At 42.8% G+C, this 17271-nt stretch carries 11 protein-coding genes; 6 read left to right on the top strand and 5 right to left on the bottom strand.

Annotated features, from left to right (window positions below):
- Positions 1–39 precede the first annotated feature (39 nt).
- On the top strand, positions 40–5070 hold the full coding sequence (locus C2M33_RS09715; RefSeq protein WP_105174371.1) for a S8 family serine peptidase: 5031 nt from the start codon (positions 40–42) through the stop codon (positions 5068–5070).
- 143 nt (positions 5071–5213) lie between these two features.
- On the opposite strand, the gene C2M33_RS09710 is transcribed toward C2M33_RS09715, so the two are convergent.
- The 4 genes from C2M33_RS09710 to greB all read right to left on the bottom strand — a co-directional run bounded on the left by C2M33_RS09710 (position 5214) and on the right by greB (position 9199).
- Positions 5214–7529 (bottom strand): Tex family protein, encoded by a 2316-nt coding sequence (locus C2M33_RS09710; RefSeq protein ID WP_105174370.1) that lies wholly within the window; start codon positions 7527–7529, stop codon positions 5214–5216.
- 135 nt (positions 7530–7664) lie between these two features.
- Positions 7665–8246, bottom strand: coding sequence for a CBS domain-containing protein (locus C2M33_RS09705; RefSeq protein WP_063702413.1), 582 nt, complete (start codon positions 8244–8246; stop codon positions 7665–7667).
- Positions 8247–8296: 50 nt separating this feature from the next.
- The gene (locus C2M33_RS09700; protein ID WP_063702411.1) at positions 8297–8602 is read right to left on the bottom strand and encodes a hypothetical protein; all 306 of its coding nucleotides are present in this window, start codon (positions 8600–8602) and stop codon (positions 8297–8299) included.
- Between the two features lie 114 nt (positions 8603–8716).
- Positions 8717–9199, bottom strand: a complete 483-nt coding sequence (gene greB / locus C2M33_RS09695) for a transcription elongation factor GreB (protein ID WP_063702409.1) — start codon at positions 9197–9199, stop codon at positions 8717–8719.
- A 156-nt stretch (positions 9200–9355) separates the two neighbouring features.
- Here greB and ompR point away from each other — a divergent pair, with 156 nt between their 5' ends.
- The gene (ompR, locus tag C2M33_RS09690; protein ID WP_063702407.1) at positions 9356–10075 is read left to right on the top strand and encodes an osmolarity response regulator transcription factor OmpR; all 720 of its coding nucleotides are present in this window, start codon (positions 9356–9358) and stop codon (positions 10073–10075) included.
- 5 nt (positions 10076–10080) lie between these two features.
- Complete coding sequence (envZ, locus tag C2M33_RS09685; protein ID WP_063702405.1) at positions 10081–11376, top strand: two-component system sensor histidine kinase EnvZ; 1296 nt, start codon at positions 10081–10083, stop codon at positions 11374–11376.
- 134 nt (positions 11377–11510) lie between these two features.
- On the opposite strand, the gene C2M33_RS09680 is transcribed toward envZ, so the two are convergent.
- Positions 11511–13553, bottom strand: a complete 2043-nt coding sequence (locus C2M33_RS09680; protein ID WP_063702403.1) for a glycoside hydrolase family 97 protein — start codon at positions 13551–13553, stop codon at positions 11511–11513.
- A 160-nt stretch (positions 13554–13713) separates the two neighbouring features.
- Between C2M33_RS09680 and C2M33_RS09675 the strand changes: the two genes are divergently transcribed.
- The 3 genes from C2M33_RS09675 to C2M33_RS09665 all read left to right on the top strand — a co-directional run bounded on the left by C2M33_RS09675 (position 13714) and on the right by C2M33_RS09665 (position 17223).
- Positions 13714–14331, top strand: coding sequence for a methylamine utilization protein (locus tag C2M33_RS09675; protein WP_063702401.1), 618 nt, complete (start codon positions 13714–13716; stop codon positions 14329–14331).
- A complete protein-coding gene (locus C2M33_RS09670) occupies positions 14318–15547 on the top strand; it encodes a hypothetical protein (protein ID WP_063702400.1) in 1230 nt (409 codons plus the stop codon). Before C2M33_RS09675 ends, C2M33_RS09670 begins: the two co-directional genes overlap by 14 nt.
- Positions 15548–15621: 74 nt before the next feature.
- A complete protein-coding gene (locus C2M33_RS09665) occupies positions 15622–17223 on the top strand; it encodes a methyl-accepting chemotaxis protein (protein WP_105174369.1) in 1602 nt (533 codons plus the stop codon).
- Positions 17224–17271 lie beyond the last annotated feature (48 nt).

Genomic DNA, 17271 nt, shown 5'->3' with positions numbered 1-17271 from the left:
AATTTATGAGCTGTTTAGAATTAAATCAGTGGGAATCATATGCAACCTTGCAATAAGAAAATCACACACTTGAAGAAAAGCTCAGTTGCCGTACTTACAGCATTGTACGTCGGTGCTACAGGCTATGCTGCGGCAGAGCCAGGCTTTAACAAAGTGTCAGATAAAGGCTTTTATCAGCCAACATTTACAGCGGAAGATATCGCGAATTATCAACAAGAAAAACAAATCGAAGATCATCCAAGCTTATTAAAGGGGAGTGCTCAGCGCTTAAATCAGCATTACCAAAGTCAGCAGCCGGAACATGTTTTTCAACCTCAAGATGGGGTGACAGGTATTCAAACATACATTGTACAAATGCATGATGAACCTGTAGCAAGTTATCAAGGTGATATTCAAGGCTTCAGCGCTACAGCCATTACAGAGTCACGTTCTTTAATGGTAAAAGAGCGCATTGATACAGCTTCGCAAAGCGTGCGCGCGTATCAAAGCTTTTTAAAACAGCGTCAATCAACAGTATTAAGTAAGGCGCGTGCAATGGGTGCCAATATTGCGATTAAAAAGCAATTTACCCTTGCAAATAACGCGGTTGTTGTTGAAATGACACAAGCTGATGCAGAGCTTCTTGCGACGCAATCAGGCGTAAAGCGTATTACTCCTAACCGTATTTTTGAATTACGCACAGACCGCGGTCCTGAGTTTATTGGCGCAGACCAATTATGGCAGGGTTCAACACCTGCTTCATCGGTTGGTGTTAAAGGTGAAGGTATGGTTGTCGGTATTATTGATACTGGTATCAATACAGACCACCCGGCATTTGCAAGCGACGAAGAGTACAGCAAAAAAAATCCATTAGGTGCCGGTAACTTTTTAGGTGACTGTGAAGAAGAACCTGAGCTATGTAATGACAAGCTGATTGGTGTTCGCTCTTATCCAGAAGTCACAGCGATGAATGCGGATTATCAATTTGCCCGAGCTGATCGTCGTGCTGAAAATGGTGAAGATTACAATGGTCACGGCTCTCACACAGCGAGTACCACGGCGGGTAACTACATAGAAAACACGCCACTTCAAGCTGCAACCGGTGAGAAAGTCAGTGATGGTGAAAACTTACCATTCACGTTTGAAAGCACCAGCGGTGTGGCACCGCGTGCGCATATCATTTCGTACCAAGTTTGTTATGCTGGCCGTTCTGGCGATCTATACTCAGGCTGTCCTGAATCAGCAATTTTATCTGCATTTGAAGATGCGATTGAAGATGGTGTCGATGCTATTAACTTCTCAATTGGTGGTAGCGAAAGCTTCCCATGGGAAGATCCAATGGAAATGGCTTTCTTAAGTGCGCGCGAAGCGGGCATTTCAGTGGCAGCGGCAGCGGGTAACTCGGGTCCTTATTATATTTCAGCGGATCATACATCACCTTGGGTAACCACTGTTGGTGCATCAACCCATGACCGCGTGATGGATTTAGGTGTTAAAACCATTAATAACTTCCAAGGCACTCGCACGCCTTATGCTGGTGAGTACACAGGTAAGAGTTTCTCTGGCGGTATTACTGGCGAAGTTGTTCTTGCTGAAAAATACGACGACCCTAATGAAAGTGATGGTTACGATGCTGCAAGCTGTAACGCACCTTTCCCTGCAGGCACGTTTACGGCTGACCAAATTGTAGTATGTTTACGTGGTGACATTGCGCGTGTTGATAAAGCCAAGAACGTTGCTGCAGGTGGAGCAGGTGGCTTCATTTTACAAAACATTAGTTCGGCAGAGAGTATTGTTGCTGATAACTACGTGATCCCGGGTATTCACTTACCAGCAAGTGCTCGTTACACAATTCGTAACTGGGTGAATGCTAATTCTGGTGGTGCTGCTATTGCGACGATTGGCGAGCCAGAAAATAACTATTCATTTGATGCAGAAGCGGGTAATCAGCTTGCTATCTTTAGTTCTATGGGACCAAGTTATTACATCAATAACCTTGTTCCGGACGTGACTGCACCGGGTGTTGATATTTATGCTGCGAATGCTGATGACCAACCATTTACAGCTTACCCAAGTGCATCAGATTGGACTTTCATGAGCGGTACCTCAATGGCTACGCCACATGTTACCGGCGCAATGACGCTATTGATGCAAATGCACCCAGATTGGACGCCAGCAGAAATTCAATCAGCACTAATGATGACTGCAAATAAAGTACGTATTTCTAACGGTGTGACTTTAATTGACCCATATTACAACTTTATGGCTGGTGGCGGTGCAATTGACGTAGCACAAGCTGCAAATGCAGGTCTTATCATGGATGAGACTATTGAAAACTACCATAATGCTAACCCTCGTAACGGTGGTTTAGTTGAGTGGTTGAATTTACCTTCTTTAGTGAACAAAGACTGTGAGCTTGAATGTTCATGGATGCGTACTGTAAAGGCAACAAAAGATGGTACTTGGGATGCAACTGCTTATGGTTGGGCTGTTGAGGGTGAAGACGAAAGCTTTGGTGTAGAAGTTAGCGTAACACCAAGTAACTTCACGCTGAAAGCAGGGGAGACACAAGATGTAATGGTTACTATGAAGTTGCCAAATATCATCGAGTCTAAACTTGATCCCGTTGAAGAGGGTGCGCCTTGGGATAACATCTTAAATAAAGATGCTTGGTTCAACGGCAAAGTGCTATTTAAGAACACTGACGGCGACTTACCAGACGCTCATTTCACATTGGTTGCTAAGAATGTTATTGATGAGCTACCAACTATGGTTGATATCGATATGGCACGTGCCAGTGCATCAGAATCAATCGTTGTTAATACCGATAGCTACAGTGAGTTTACGCCGACTTATTATGGTCTTGTAAAACCAACTGAAGTTACTGCAAATATCTTAGGTGTTGCACCTTACGTGACGAAAGACCGCGTTGAAAAAGCGTGGGATATTCAATCGTTTGAAGTACCAGAAGGTACAAAACGCTTAATGGTTAAAGTTGCATCTACCGAACAAACTACAGATTTGGCAGACCTTGTTGAACCTCGTTGGCAAATGAAAAAAGCACACTTAATAGTGGGTTATGATGCTAATGAAAGTGGCTCATTCATGGTGTCTGATGAAGAGATTTCGGAAGATTCTACAGCACTGATCAAAGCACTTAATGAAGAGATGATTTGTTACTCTTCAAGTAGTGTTGAAGATAACTACTGTAACATTATCGATCCTAAGCCTGGTAAATATTGGTTTGCGACCGCAGCTCTAGCAGGTTTACGTGATGTTGGTTATCAAACCGTTACACATTATGCGATTGTTAAAGAGCAAAATACCGGTGAATTCAGTGTATCAGCGCCACAGCAGCACAGCGGCAATGGTAACTATGAAATTGCGGTAAATTGGGACCTACCTGAAGCGCAACCGAATGATGTTTACTATGGCGGCTTTGCATTAGGTAATGCTGAAGGTGCTGAAGGCACCCTCGGTTTTACATCGGTTAACTTAAAGCGTGATGCCGAAGCACTCACACTAAATGTTGACCAAGACACGGCTCGGGCTATGGACCTAGTTAACGTTAATGTAAAACTTAAAGCCAACTATGAATCAAAAGCGCGTGACTATTCATTGTCATTGACGATTCCTGAGGGCATGCAAGTTTGGCCACAAACACTAACTTCAAATAATGAGTCGGTGGCTGCTTCGTTAATCGTTGAAGGCAATACTCTGACAATTCAAGGTACACAAGACGCAACACGTAACGTACAACGTGATTATGTGGTAACCAACAACATCACTAACGAAATGTGTAAAACGCCAATGATTGATGAATTCTCGACAGGAGGATATATCGATTTATGGGGTGATTTCCGCATTCAACCTGAAGCTGCTTGGTATGAAGGTGGTTCAAATGTGTTCTTTGATGTTCCAATCGATTGGTTATTCTATAAAAATGGTGCGAAGTTTGAAATTTACAATCAAGTAAATAATAACGAAGTACGTTTACACCCAACAGGAGCAATGCAGTTCACACCTATCTGGTGGATGATGAGTGCGCACCGTGGTCCTGGTTTCTTAGTTGAAGCATTGGCACCATTCTGGCGTGGTTCGTTTGAAATCGAAAACCTTCGCCATCCGACCGATCCAACAGGCCTAACGATTGCTTCTCAATACAAAGAAGAGCGTCCTGACTTAGGTGATCTCGTATTCATGGAATTCGATAATGTGACTGATAAAAATACCGGTGACACGTTCGACTACGAAGTGATTTTGCGTAGTGGTATTGATGACCATGAAGGTATGTTCGAAGCTATCTTTGCTTACGATAACCTAGGCGCTGATGTTGACGAAGGAACCATCTTTATTGAAGGTGGCGATAGTGTTTATTCAACAACGGCTGGCTTTAAAGAGGGTGCATTAAGCAATGTGATTGGTTATGACGACCTTGGCAAGATCTTACAAGATGACTTAGTGATCTGTTTTGATTATGTCGGCCCAGAGCAAAGTGAAGTTGAGTTTAACTTTACTGCTACGGTTATGCCTGATGCGAAAGGTTCAGTGCAAGATATCACTCTTGATTACCAACTTGGTAGCCAAGAAGGTGGGTCGTTAATGCACTCTATCGGTGTGCAAAGCAACCTGAAAATGAGCGACATTGCTGATATGACGGTAGCTGAAAATGGCCGTATCGATGGTGTTGATGTGATGGTTGTTGATGCAGATCAGTCGCCAAATGAATTAGTGGTAACGGGTGAGAATGTAACGGCTGAAGTTGACGGAATGTCGTTTAACCTAATCCCTGATGCACATTTCCATGGTGAAACAATGGTGACTGTCACAGTGCAAGATAAAGCAAACCCAGCAGACAAAGTAAGTAAAGAGTTCTTACTTATGGTTGAATCTGATGGTGTAGAGCTTGGTTGTACTGATGCTGCAGCAACTAACTATGATGCGACAGCGAATGAAGATGATGGTAGCTGTGAATACGCTTCACAAGTAACACCAGAAACTGAAGCGAAAGCTAAGAGCTCTTCAAGCGGCTCATTAGGTCACTTTATAGTGTTACTGCTGCCATTACTTGCACTTCGTCGTCGTAAGTAATAGCGATAAAGGCTCAGCTCATGAGCCTTTCATAGCAACGTATTTGATTAAGTAAGTTGTTATACAAATAAAAAACCGCGTAAGTTTACACTCACGCGGTTTTTTATTATCGATTGATACCAGTTTGATTAAGTGAACTGGTATTATTTTTTCACTTTTGCATTGGCAAATGCATCTGCAAAGGCATTACCCATGGCAACATTGCCAAATTCGCGTTTTTGCTTAGGTGCACTTTTCGCTTTAGCAGCCGGCTTAGGTTTGCTAGCGGGTGCGGCTTTGTTGCTGGTATCAACATCATCGTCTAAACGCATGGTAAAGCTAATACGTTTACGCGCAGCATCTACCTCAACGACTTTTACTTTAACAATATCGCCAGCTTTAACCACTTCACGCGGATCAGAGATAAACTTGTTAGTAATTGCAGAAATATGCACTAACCCGTCTTGGTGTACGCCCACATCAACGAAGGCACCAAAGTTAGCAACGTTAGACACGACACCTTCTAAAATCATACCTGGTTTTAGGTCGTTAATGGTTTCAACACCGGCCTTAAACTCAGCTGTTTTAAACTCAGGGCGCGGGTCACGACCCGGCTTATCAAGCTCTTTGATAATATCGGTAACGGTTGGTAAACCAAACTTTTCGTCTGTGTAATCGTTCGCAACGAGCTTGTTTAGAATGTCAGAATTACCAATTAGGCTATTTACATCTAAGCTGTTCTTCTCGCAGATACGCTTAACAACAGGGTAGGCTTCAGGGTGAACTGACGAGTTATCGAGAGGATCTGAGCCTGTGCTGATACGTAAGAAACCGGCCGCTTGTTCAAAGGCTTTTGGACCTAAGCGTTCAACTTTTTTAAGTTCAGAGCGTTTGCTAAATGAGCCATTCGCATCACGGTAGCTAACAATATTTTGCGCTAATGTTTTGTTTAAGCCAGATACGCGAGTCAATAGTGGTACCGACGCCATATTTAAGTCTACACCCACTGAGTTTACACAGTCTTCAACGACTGATGTTAGCGTTTGACCAAGTTGGCTTTGCGATACATCGTGCTGATACTGACCTACACCGATTGATTTAGGCTCAATTTTTACCAGCTCAGCAAGTGGATCTTGAAGGCGACGCGCAATAGATACTGCGCCACGTAGTGAAACATCAAGGTTTGGGAATTCATTAGCTGCAAACTCAGACGCTGAATAAACAGATGCACCGGCTTCACTAACCATAATTTTATTTAGCTTAAGCTCACTGTTCGCTTTGATCAGCTCTGCAACTAACTTGTCAGATTCACGTGAAGCCGTACCATTACCAATAGCGATTAGCTCAACTTTATGCTGGCGGCATAGTTGTTCTAAAGTACGAAGTGATTTTTCCCAGTGGTTTTGCGGTGCATGCGGGAAAATAGTTTGTGTTGTTAATAGCTTACCTGTGCTGTCAACAACGGCAATTTTACAACCAGTACGTAAACCAGGATCAAGGCCTAACGTAGTTCGTGGACCTGCAGGTGCAGCCATTAATAAGTCTTTTAAGTTCTTCGCAAAAACATCAATGGCGCCGGTTTCTGCTTTTTCACGCATTGCACCTAAAAATTCATTCTCAAGATGCAGACTTAACTTAATTTTCCATGCCCATTGCACTACGCCCATTAACCAACTGCTTGCTGCCGAGTTGCTAACATCTAAGCGGTAATGATCGGCAATCATTTGTGCACACACTTGTGCCGGATTTTCAGCACTTGGCTCAGGGTTGATACTAAGTTGTAATACGCCTTCATTACGAGCACGCAGCATAGCAAGTGCACGGTGTGATGGTACTTTTTTCAGTGGTTCTTGATGCTCAAAGTAGTCGCGGTACTTAGCCCCTTCATTTTCTTGGCCAGCGATTACAGTACTTTCAATTTGACCATGCTGAGCAATGTGGCTGCGGAATTTAGCAAGTAGTTTGGCGTCTTCTGCAAAACGCTCCATCAAAATAAATTTAGCGCCATCGAGTACCGCTTTTGTATCAGCAAAGCCTGCCTCTGCGTTAATGTAATCAGTCGCGTGTTGTTCTGGGTCGAGGCTAGGGTCGTTAAATAGTGCATCAGCAAGCGGTTCAATACCTGCTTCAATGGCTACTTGTCCTTTCGTACGGCGTTTTGGTTTGAAAGGCAGATATAAGTCTTCAAGCTCAGTTTTACTGTCAGCACTATTAATGTCAGCACTTAGCTCGGCAGTTAACTTACCTTGCTCTTCGATAGTAGCAAGGATAAAGCTGCGGCGTTCTTCTAATTCACGTAAATAAGATAGACGCTGCTCAAGTAAACGTAATTGGGTGTCGTCTAGACCACCAGTCACTTCTTTACGATAACGGGCGATAAAAGGGACTGTGGCACCTTCATCAAGTAATTTGATTGCAGCAACAACTTGTGATTGCTGGGCATTTAGCTCGGTCGCTAAGCGTGCAGAGATATTGCTCATGCATAAACCTTTTTAAAAATAGAAAATCAGTAAAACTGAAGATTAATTGCCTGAATAATATCACAATAAGAAGGCCTTAAAAGCACTGCTTTTAAGGCCTGCAAAAATAGTCTTACACAATGCAGTTTTTAACGCTTAGTGTGGGTGATCTACCTGTTGTAATACTTCGCTAAAGCCATTAGCGATTGGGTTGATATTAACAGGGATATGTAATTTTTTAGCGATTTCACGGGCTGAAATCAAACCACAAATTTCTTGTTTAGCACTGGTTACCAGTAGGAACATCATACCTTGGTGCTCCATTGTTTGTAGCGCATCACCAATACACGCGTAGCTGATACTTTGCAGGCTCACACCCGCTAAATTGCCTAGAGGAGTCATCACATCATGCAAGGTGATTTCGTCACGATGTAAGTTTAAACGCTGCGCAAGAATCATAATTTTTGAGCTTTGTAAGTCTGCACTAGAGGTAATACCGAGTAGTTTATCTTCGTTATCAACAACTAAAATAAAATCTGAGCAACAGCTATTCGTTTGTTTTAACGCATCAACAATGGTAGTGCCGTAATGAGCGCGTAGTGGGTCTTTTTGCGTAAAGCTGTTAAGTACTTTTAAAGCTGGAGAAGTGAGATCGAGTGTTGGCTCAACTTCATTCACTGCATTAGATAATGCGCCATTAGAGATATCTTGAAGACGTAATTCTTTGAAATTATTCATTTTGGTCACCATACATTTTAATAAAACTGAAATAGAAAAATTTGAGTTAATTAAAAAACAGGTGGCCCTCGCTGGTGCGCGCTATAAACAGACGCCTTAGAACAAGCATTAACATACAAAACAACACGTGCATCTGGCAGTGGTTGGGCTACATCAGCGATGAACGCAGCAGTATGTTTGTCGAGGTCGGTGTCTACGTTGGCAGGCTCTGCACTATCACACGCAATAAAATGAGCGGTTGGCGTAACACTGTCTGAATGGCTTTCTATGTCGCTGGCATAAGATATCAAACTCACACTCATTAAAAGTGCGAATACAATGGCATTACTTATTATGCGTTGTATTGCGTTTGACATAGTTACTACCTTCTAAACCTCAAGTAATGATTTATCTTGAGTACCTTTAGTTATAGATCACATTTTTAGACTAAACAATCACTAATTAACGCTTTCTGAATTTTCTGGGAAAAATTATTTTGCATCTGGATACGTTATTTCATTGATGAACCACTCCTTTGCACCTTCAGGCGTCATCACCGAAAAGTCATCATCCACCTGTTTACCAAGTAGCGCTCGAGCCATCGGTGCATCAATAGAAATGTAGTCTTTACGTTCGTAAATTTCGTCAGGCCCGACAATACGAAAACGCTTAGTTTCACCTTGTTCATTCTCAATTTCGACCCAAGCGCCAAAGAAAACTTTACCCGCTTGCTGTGGATTGTAATCAATGATTTTAAGATCTGGCATACGTTTACGAAGATAGCGTACACGGCGGTCGATTTGTCGTAAAACACGTTTATTAAACTGATAATCGGCGTTTTCAGAACGATCGCCCAGGCTTGCCGCCCAAGTAACAATTTTGGTAATTTCTGGGCGCTTTTCATGCCATAAGTAATCATGTTCTTGTTGTAATTGTTGATACCCTTCACGGGTTATTAAATTTGTCTTTGCCATTTTACTTAGCCAAAAAAGAAAACCAGCTGCAAAGTATACCCTTTGTCGAGTGGGATTTTGAAATGTTCAGTAACAATCTAAGCGCGTAATTCGTTTTTTATTCTTAACTTTTTCATTTATATTAAGAAGTAACATATTACAAAAAGAATGAAAGTTATGGGACACGAAACAACAAAAGTATTGGTTGTTGATGATGATATGCGCTTACGCAGTTTGCTAGAGCGTTACCTTGTAGAACAAGGTTTTATTGTTCGTACAGCAGCAAATTCAGAGCAAATGGATCGCTTATTAGAGCGCGAAAACTTCCACTTGATTGTATTAGATTTAATGTTACCAGGTGAAGATGGTCTTTCAATTTGCCGTCGTTTACGTCAAAAAGAAAATGACATTCCTATTGTTATGCTCACAGCGAAAGGCGATGAAGTAGACCGCATCATTGGTTTAGAGCTCGGTGCAGATGATTACATTCCTAAACCATTCAATCCACGTGAATTACTCGCGCGTATCAAAGCAATTTTACGTCGTCGTGCTAAAGAAGTGCCGGGTGCCCCAGCTGCCGAAGAAAACGAAATTAGCTTTGGTGAGTTTACTCTTAACCTTGCGACCCGCGAAATGAGTCATGGTGACAAAACAATGTCGTTAACCAGTGGTGAGTTTGCAGTATTAAAAGCGTTGGTAACACATCCTCGTGAACCGCTTAGTCGCGACAAGCTAATGAATTTAGCACGTGGTCGTGACTACAGTGCGCTAGAGCGTAGTATTGATGTTCAGGTATCGCGCTTACGTCGTATGATTGAAGTGGATGCGGCAAATCCTCGTTATATCCAAACAGTATGGGGCTTAGGCTACGTATTTGTGCCAGATGGTGAAAAATAACAGTAATGGGCATGTTTCCACGTAGTGCGTTTGGACAAACGGTATTTTTGGTTGCGGCCCTGCTGTTAATCAATCAAATTGTCTCTTATATCACTGTCAGTTTTTATGTTGTTAAACCCACCATAGAGCAAGTTAACTTGATCCTATCGAAACAGGTGAAAACCGTGTTTATTGAATGGGAAGAGGGGGTTGAGGTTAGCAAAGAAGCCTCTGACAAGTTTTTTGAGATCACCGGCATAGAAGTGATGACGCAGCGCCAAGCCATGAGTGAGGGGCTTGCTGAAACTCGCGAGTATTCTATGCTGTCGCGCAGTATGTCGAAAGAGCTAAATGGTTCTGCTCGGGTACGCATTAGTCAGACCGATCCACTTGTTTATTGGGTTGAAGCCCCTCAAGCTCCGGGTTATTGGGTGCGCGTGCCGCTCACTGGCCTGCAAGAAAACAACCTAAAGTTTCTAACCTTCTATTTATCGAGTATTGGTTTTTTAAGTGTACTCGGTGGGTGGTTATTCGCGCGTCATCTAAATAGACCTTTGAAAGCACTGCAACAAGCGGCTGTTAAAGTCGGTGTGGGTGACTTTTCTACCAAGCTAGAAGAGCAAGGCTCTACTGAAGTGATTGAAGTAACCCGTGCGTTTAACCAAATGTCACGGGGGATTGCTGCCCTTGAGAACGACCGTCGATTATTAATGGCAGGTGTTTCTCATGACTTGCGCACGCCGCTTACACGTATTCGCTTAGCCACTGAAATGATGTCGGACGATGAAGATTACCTGCGAGAAGGGATCATTCATGACATTGAAGACATGAACGCGATTATCGACCAATTCATTGAATACTTACGTCATCACAAACGTGAAGAACTTGAGTTAGAAGATTTAAACGCGATTGTTTCAGAGGTCGTTGAGGCTGAGCAAAAGCATAATCGCACCATTACCTTCAAAGAAAACCCAAGCTTAGGTGAAGTGCCGGTGAGTATGGTAGCAATAAAGCGTGTTGTTACTAATATGATTGAAAACGCAATTCGCTATTCAGATGGTGATATCGAGGTCGAAACTCGCGTGAGCAGTAATAAAAAGTTTGCCATGGTGGTGGTTAATGATCACGGCCCGGGGATCCCTGAAAGCGAACTTGAAACCGTATTTGAACCGTTCAAACAAGGTGATGCGGCACGTGGTAGTGAAGGCAGTGGCTTAGGTCTTGCGATAATTAAACGTATTGTCGATATGCACGGCGGCCGAGTGCAGCTACTTAATCGCCCAGAAGGTGGCCTCAGTGCCCAGATTTATTTACCGTTTTAAAAGTATTTAGCTTTAAGCCTTAAGCTATAAGTTTCAAGCAGCCCGAGTAGGCTGCTTTTTTATTGCCATAAAAAAGCGCGACATCAAATGCCGCGCTCTTTTTTACGTAAAGCTTAAAACTTACAGCTTTTAGCTTAGATTGCTTTAAAACGAATCGCTGTGCCGCCGCTGGTGGCAAGCTTTAACGTTAGCTTATCATCAGCAGTCACTATGCGTTTTTCTACTTTTAAGTCGTAAGGGTTATTTACCCATTCAGCTTTGTCACCGTCGCGGTAGATTTGCGCTTCAAACTTTTTACCTTTATCTAAGAAGTCTAACTTCACTTCTAAAGTGCGGGCTTTTTCGTCTGTAACTGCGCCTAAATACCAGTCGTTACCTGAGTATTGATCACGCTTGCGTTCTTTACGTGCAAACACAACGTAATCGCCAACTTCGCCTTGTAATGCAATACTTTGTTGCCAATCAGTCGGTACATCCTGAATAAACTGGAATGCATCAGGCTTCGCTAAGTAGTTACGAGGTAAATCTGCGGCCATTTGAATTGGGCTGTACATTACAACATATAGCGCTAATTGCTTCGCTAGGGTTGTTTGCGGACGGTTGGTATCGGCACCTAAACCGTTAAAGCTCATATCAAAAATACCTGGCGTGAAGTCCATAGGGCCTGCAAGCATACGCGTGAAAGCAAGCATTGGAATGTGCTCAGGTGGGTTCGGCGGTGTACCCCATGCGTTAAACTCTTGGCCACGAGCACCTTCACGGGCAATCCAGTTCGGGTATGTACGACGTAGACCGGTGTCTTTTACTGGCTCATGCGTATTGATACTAATCTTATGTTTAGCAGCAAGTTTCACGTTGTATAGGTACTCGTTTACCATGAACTGACCATCGTGCCACTCTTTGCGTACAATGCCATTTTCATCGATGCGCTTGATATTGCCACCGTCGGCGACATAACCTGTTTTAACTTGGCTTACATTTGATTTTTCATATAACTCAAATGCGCCTTCCATTTGGTTGCGGTAGTTTGTTACGTTGCCCGACGTTTCGTGGTGACCAATAAGTTGCACGCCTTTTTCTTTACCGTAACGTGTCAGCTCTTCGATATCAAAGTCGTCATAAGGTTGCGTAAAGCTAAAAACATCACCGTTATAGAACCAGTCACCATCCCAGCCAATATTCCAGCCTTCGACTAGCACACCATCGAAGCCATATTTAGCTGCGAAGTCCATGTAATATTTTGTGTTTGCAGTGGTTGCACCATGAATTTTACCGCTACCCCAAGTATTTTCATTGATGTGCATACCCCACCAAATACCTACGTATTTACCCGGTTTAACCCAAGATACATCGCCCAGTTTATTTGGTTCGTTTAGATTTAAGATGATATCTGAGTTGATTAAATCAACAGCTTCATCGCCAATTTGAATTGTACGCCAAGGAGTATTAAATGCGCCGTGCTTTTTAACCGCGACACCATCTGACCAAGGTGTTAAATCAGCTTGGAAAGTACCATCACGGCGTTGATTTAATACCATGCCTGCATAATCAACAAGGGCAGCTTCGTGAATACTGATATGCACACCCTCTTTATTTTTTAAAGTAAATGGTGTGTGCACAAGTGCAGCTTTATGTAGTGGCGTGGTGTTATAAACATACTCATAACGGTTCCAACCACGCGCAGGTATCCACCATGCCGTTGCATCTGATGAGTCTGTAATAGCGAATTCAGTCAGCTCTTTGGTGATTTCTACATCATCATAGCCTGCTTGCTTTGGTAATTCGTATCGAAAGCCTACACCATCATTAAAAGCGCGAAAGCGTACTGTGAACGTGCCACCTTGTGGTTGTGGCTTTTTAAAAGTAACAGCAACTTCGTTATGGTTATCAACCACAGTTTGGCGTTCACCCCAAGGTTGCTCCCAGCTACTTTTTACAGAATCAGTGGTTTGGCCGCTAATTTTGTAACCTTCGCTCATTGCTGGTTGTTGTTTAAAAACAAGGCCTAACGCTGAGTTAGCGATGACCTGTTTACCTGCAAAGCTGATTTCGTAGCTAGGTGTGTGTTGTTCATCAGAAATGGTTACTTTGATCTGCCCATCAGGTGAGCTGACGGTTGTGGTTTGTGCTAGGCAAGTACCTGAAAAGGCTGCTAACATTAAGGCAGTTAATCGCATTGTTGTTCCTTGGCGGCTTATGGTTATGGATTGTTGTCACGTATTCACATATATCCTTAAAGCATAAAGTGACTTGCCGGTTAATACGAGGGATCTGCATACGTATTCAACAAAGTGAACGTCGCGATATCAAGCCCAGCACTGAAAAAGGTTTAGCAAAATGATAAGAATAACCCTGTTGCTACTACTATTGTTTAGCCAAAGTTTATTGGCACAGCAAATACAAATAGTGGATAAGCAGAATCAGCCTGTCAAAAATGCCGTGGTTTGGATTAAAGGTTCAAAACAACTAGCTGCTCCTGATAGCCATTACACAATGAGCCAAAAAAAGCGTGCCTTTGTGCCTCATGTATTGGCAGTACCGCAAGGGGCTAATGTTGAGTTTCCTAACCTTGATTCAATCATGCACCACGTTTATTCATTTTCTAAAACAAAACAATTTGAGTTAAAGCTTTACCACGATAAACCAGAGCAACCGATTAACTTTGCACAAACGGGAGTTGTTGAGCTTGGTTGTAATATTCATGACTGGATGCTGGGTTACATTGTGGTCGTCGATGGTGGGATTTATGGGCAAACGGATGAGCAAGGCATGGTTGATCTAAACTTACCCGATGGGACGTTTACTTTGGCCGTTTGGCATGATCGCTTTAACGATATCAGCACACCGGAAACCATCGAGATGACGAGCAATGCGAAGCCGTTGAGTTATCAGTTAAAACAAGCCTTATTACCAAAACTAGAACTAAGCAGCGACGAGTTTGATGATTATGAATAAATGGCAAGCCTTAGCATTGGCGAGTGTTTTTGGGTTGCCTGCAGTGGCATTTGCTGAGCATGATGGGCTGGTAACGGTTTCGGCTGTGCGTGGTGACCAACTAACGAGCTATCAGCGCAAAGGAATTGGCTTATACCGTTATGACCAAGAGCATGATGGTGTTGTGATATCCCAAGCTATGCTGAGTAGTCGTTTTGAGTTAACGAGTGATTGGTCTGCACACACTGTGCTTAATGCTCATCCTGATCCTGAACTAACCGTTGGCTTTAGTCAGGCCTATTTACAATATCAACCGCTCACGGCAAGTCGTTACAAATGGGCAGTGAAAGCCGGTGGCTTTTATCCGAAAATGTCACTTGAAAACCCGCAAAATGGCTGGATGTCACCTTATAACTACACTAATTCTGCAATTAATACCTGGATTGGCGAAGAGGTGCGCGCTTTTGGTTTAGAGGCAAGCATTAAGCGCCCTGGTCGACAATTTAGAAGTGATCATACCTTTGAGGGCTTTGCTTCGGTTTTTAAAGGTAACGACCCTGCCGGAACACTCCTGTCATGGCGAGGATTTGCTATGCATGACCGGCAAACCACCTTTAACGAACAAATCGATTTTGCTGTTCCACATTCTTTTGAATGGACGCAGTTAGATAAGCAAGCTGAGCATGTTGAGCCTTTCGAAGAAGTAGATGGGCGCTTTGGCTATTATTTTGGTGCACACTGGGATTATCAAAAGAAATCGCAGTTACGTGTTTATTATTATGATAACAATGGCGATCCAGGTGCGTTGAATACTCGTACTGGTCAATATGCATGGGATACACGTTTTTTAAGTGCGGCGTGGTTGTATAAATTTAACAGCCAAACGCGTGTCATAGTGCAGATACTCGATGGCAAAACTGCAATGGGCAAAAATCGTGGTGTAGACAATGATTTTTATAGTCACTTTGTTCTATTAAGCCACAAGTTAGACCAGCATCGTCTCACAATTAGGTATGATTATTTTAAGGTTAGCGATCATGATGATTGGCAATTTGATCCTAACCAAAGTCGTGGAGAAGCTTTAACCGCAAGTTGGCGTTATCAACTGTCAACCAAGTGGCAAGTAGGTGCTGAATATTCAGTGCTGAGCAGTGACGCTCAAAATAGACCCGGTATGGGATTCAATGAGCATAACTCGCAGCAGCAATTGCAATTTTCAGCGAGTTGGCACTTTTAATTTCATACACTTTTTTAGTTTTTCTACTAACATTCTAATGAACGTGCTGATTAGAATTTGAATTAGGATAATGTATGAAGTTACAAAGCATTCGCGTCAAAAGTTCTTTGCCTATTGTGCTGCTCGGCATTGCTATCGTCATTTTAATTGCAGGCTATACCTATCTAATTAACCTTCAAAAAGAAGCGATTGATGCACAATCAGAGCGTTTCTTAAATGCGGTCTCTGTGGTTGTTAATGCTGACCGAGACCTATACCAAGCTAAAGTCGCAGAGCTACAATTGGTTACCCAAATGAAAGGCGATAAAGGCCAGCTTACTGATCACCAAGACAATGCCGATCAAGTGAAAGACCGTTTTAAGCAATACTTATCTTATATGTCGCCATACTCTGAGATTGCGGGTCAGTTTCGTAACTTTGATGGCGCGTTTGATACTTGGTATACAGCGTCAACAGCTTACATCAATAACCCCGCAAATGCTGCGCAACAACAAGCGTCTGAGCAAAGCTTTTCGGCGCTTCGTGATATTTTAGACAAAGCCGGTGAAGTCGCCGAAAAGACCTCTCAAGCAGAAACTGAAAAGCTAATGGATAAAGTGATGGGCTTTAAAGTGATGCTAATGGTGATGATTGCTGTGGTTCTGGCAGTGGCTGGTTGGTTTAGTTATTTTGTGCCGCGTCAGCTTACAAAACAAATTAACTTTGTCACAGAGCGAATTAACGAAATAGCCTCTGGAGATGGCGATTTAACAGGTCGTATCAATGTTAAAACGCAAGATGAATTTGCCGAGTTGGCTACTGCATTTAATCGCTTTTTAGATAATCTGCAGCAGTTAATCAAAGACATTTTAGAGCAAGCGAAAGAGCTGCATAATCTAGGTAATGATTTAGATAACTTTGCAAATCAAAACCACCAAGTAAACCAAAAGCTCAGCCAAGCGTCTGAGTCGATAGTTAGCGCTGTACACGAAATGAGTGTAGCAAGTCGCGAAGTGGCCAATGTTGCGCAAAACTCATCTCACGAAGCTGATAATTCACAGCAGCTTGCTAAACAAGGTTTAGCTGCGGTTGATAACTCAAGCCGTAAAATTATTGCTTTGTCAGACAACATGGAGCATGCCAGTCAGCGTTCAACTGAGTTACAACAAAGCTCAGACAATATTGCCAAAGTGCTTGAAGTTATTCGTGCTATTGCCGAGCAAACTAACTTACTTGCACTCAATGCGGCAATTGAAGCGGCTCGTGCCGGAGAACAAGGGCGTGGTTTTGCGGTCGTTGCGGACGAAGTACGAACACTTGCAACTCGTACGCAAGAGAGCACCAATGATATTCAAACTATGGTTGAGCAGTTTGCAAGCAGTGTTGAGCAGTCACTGCAAGCTATTAATAGTGGTAAGCGTTACGCCGATGAAGCGGTTGAGTCATTCACACAAACCAATGATGTGCTTAATTCAATGCAAGAGTCATCAATTAAAGTAAATGATATGGCGATGCAGACAGCGCAAGCGACTGAAGAGCAAACTGCTGTAGCAGATGAAATTAGCCAAAACTTATCAGACTTAAACGATCAAACCCAACAAGGGGGCGGTTTAGCAAGTTCAACACAAGAAGTGGCTAATCGCATGAACCAACTCACGAATGAGCTAAATCATTTAGTGAATCGATTTAAAGTGTAATTAAAGCTAATAAAAAAGGGCTCAATGAGCCCTTTTTTGTATCTAGCT

This window comes from Pseudoalteromonas sp. T1lg122, assembly GCF_002964825.1.
Lineage (GTDB): Bacteria > Pseudomonadota > Gammaproteobacteria > Enterobacterales > Alteromonadaceae > Pseudoalteromonas > Pseudoalteromonas gelatinilytica.
The sequence above is the reverse complement of the archived record's forward strand: the minus strand, read 5'-3'. Positions and strand labels throughout refer to the sequence as shown.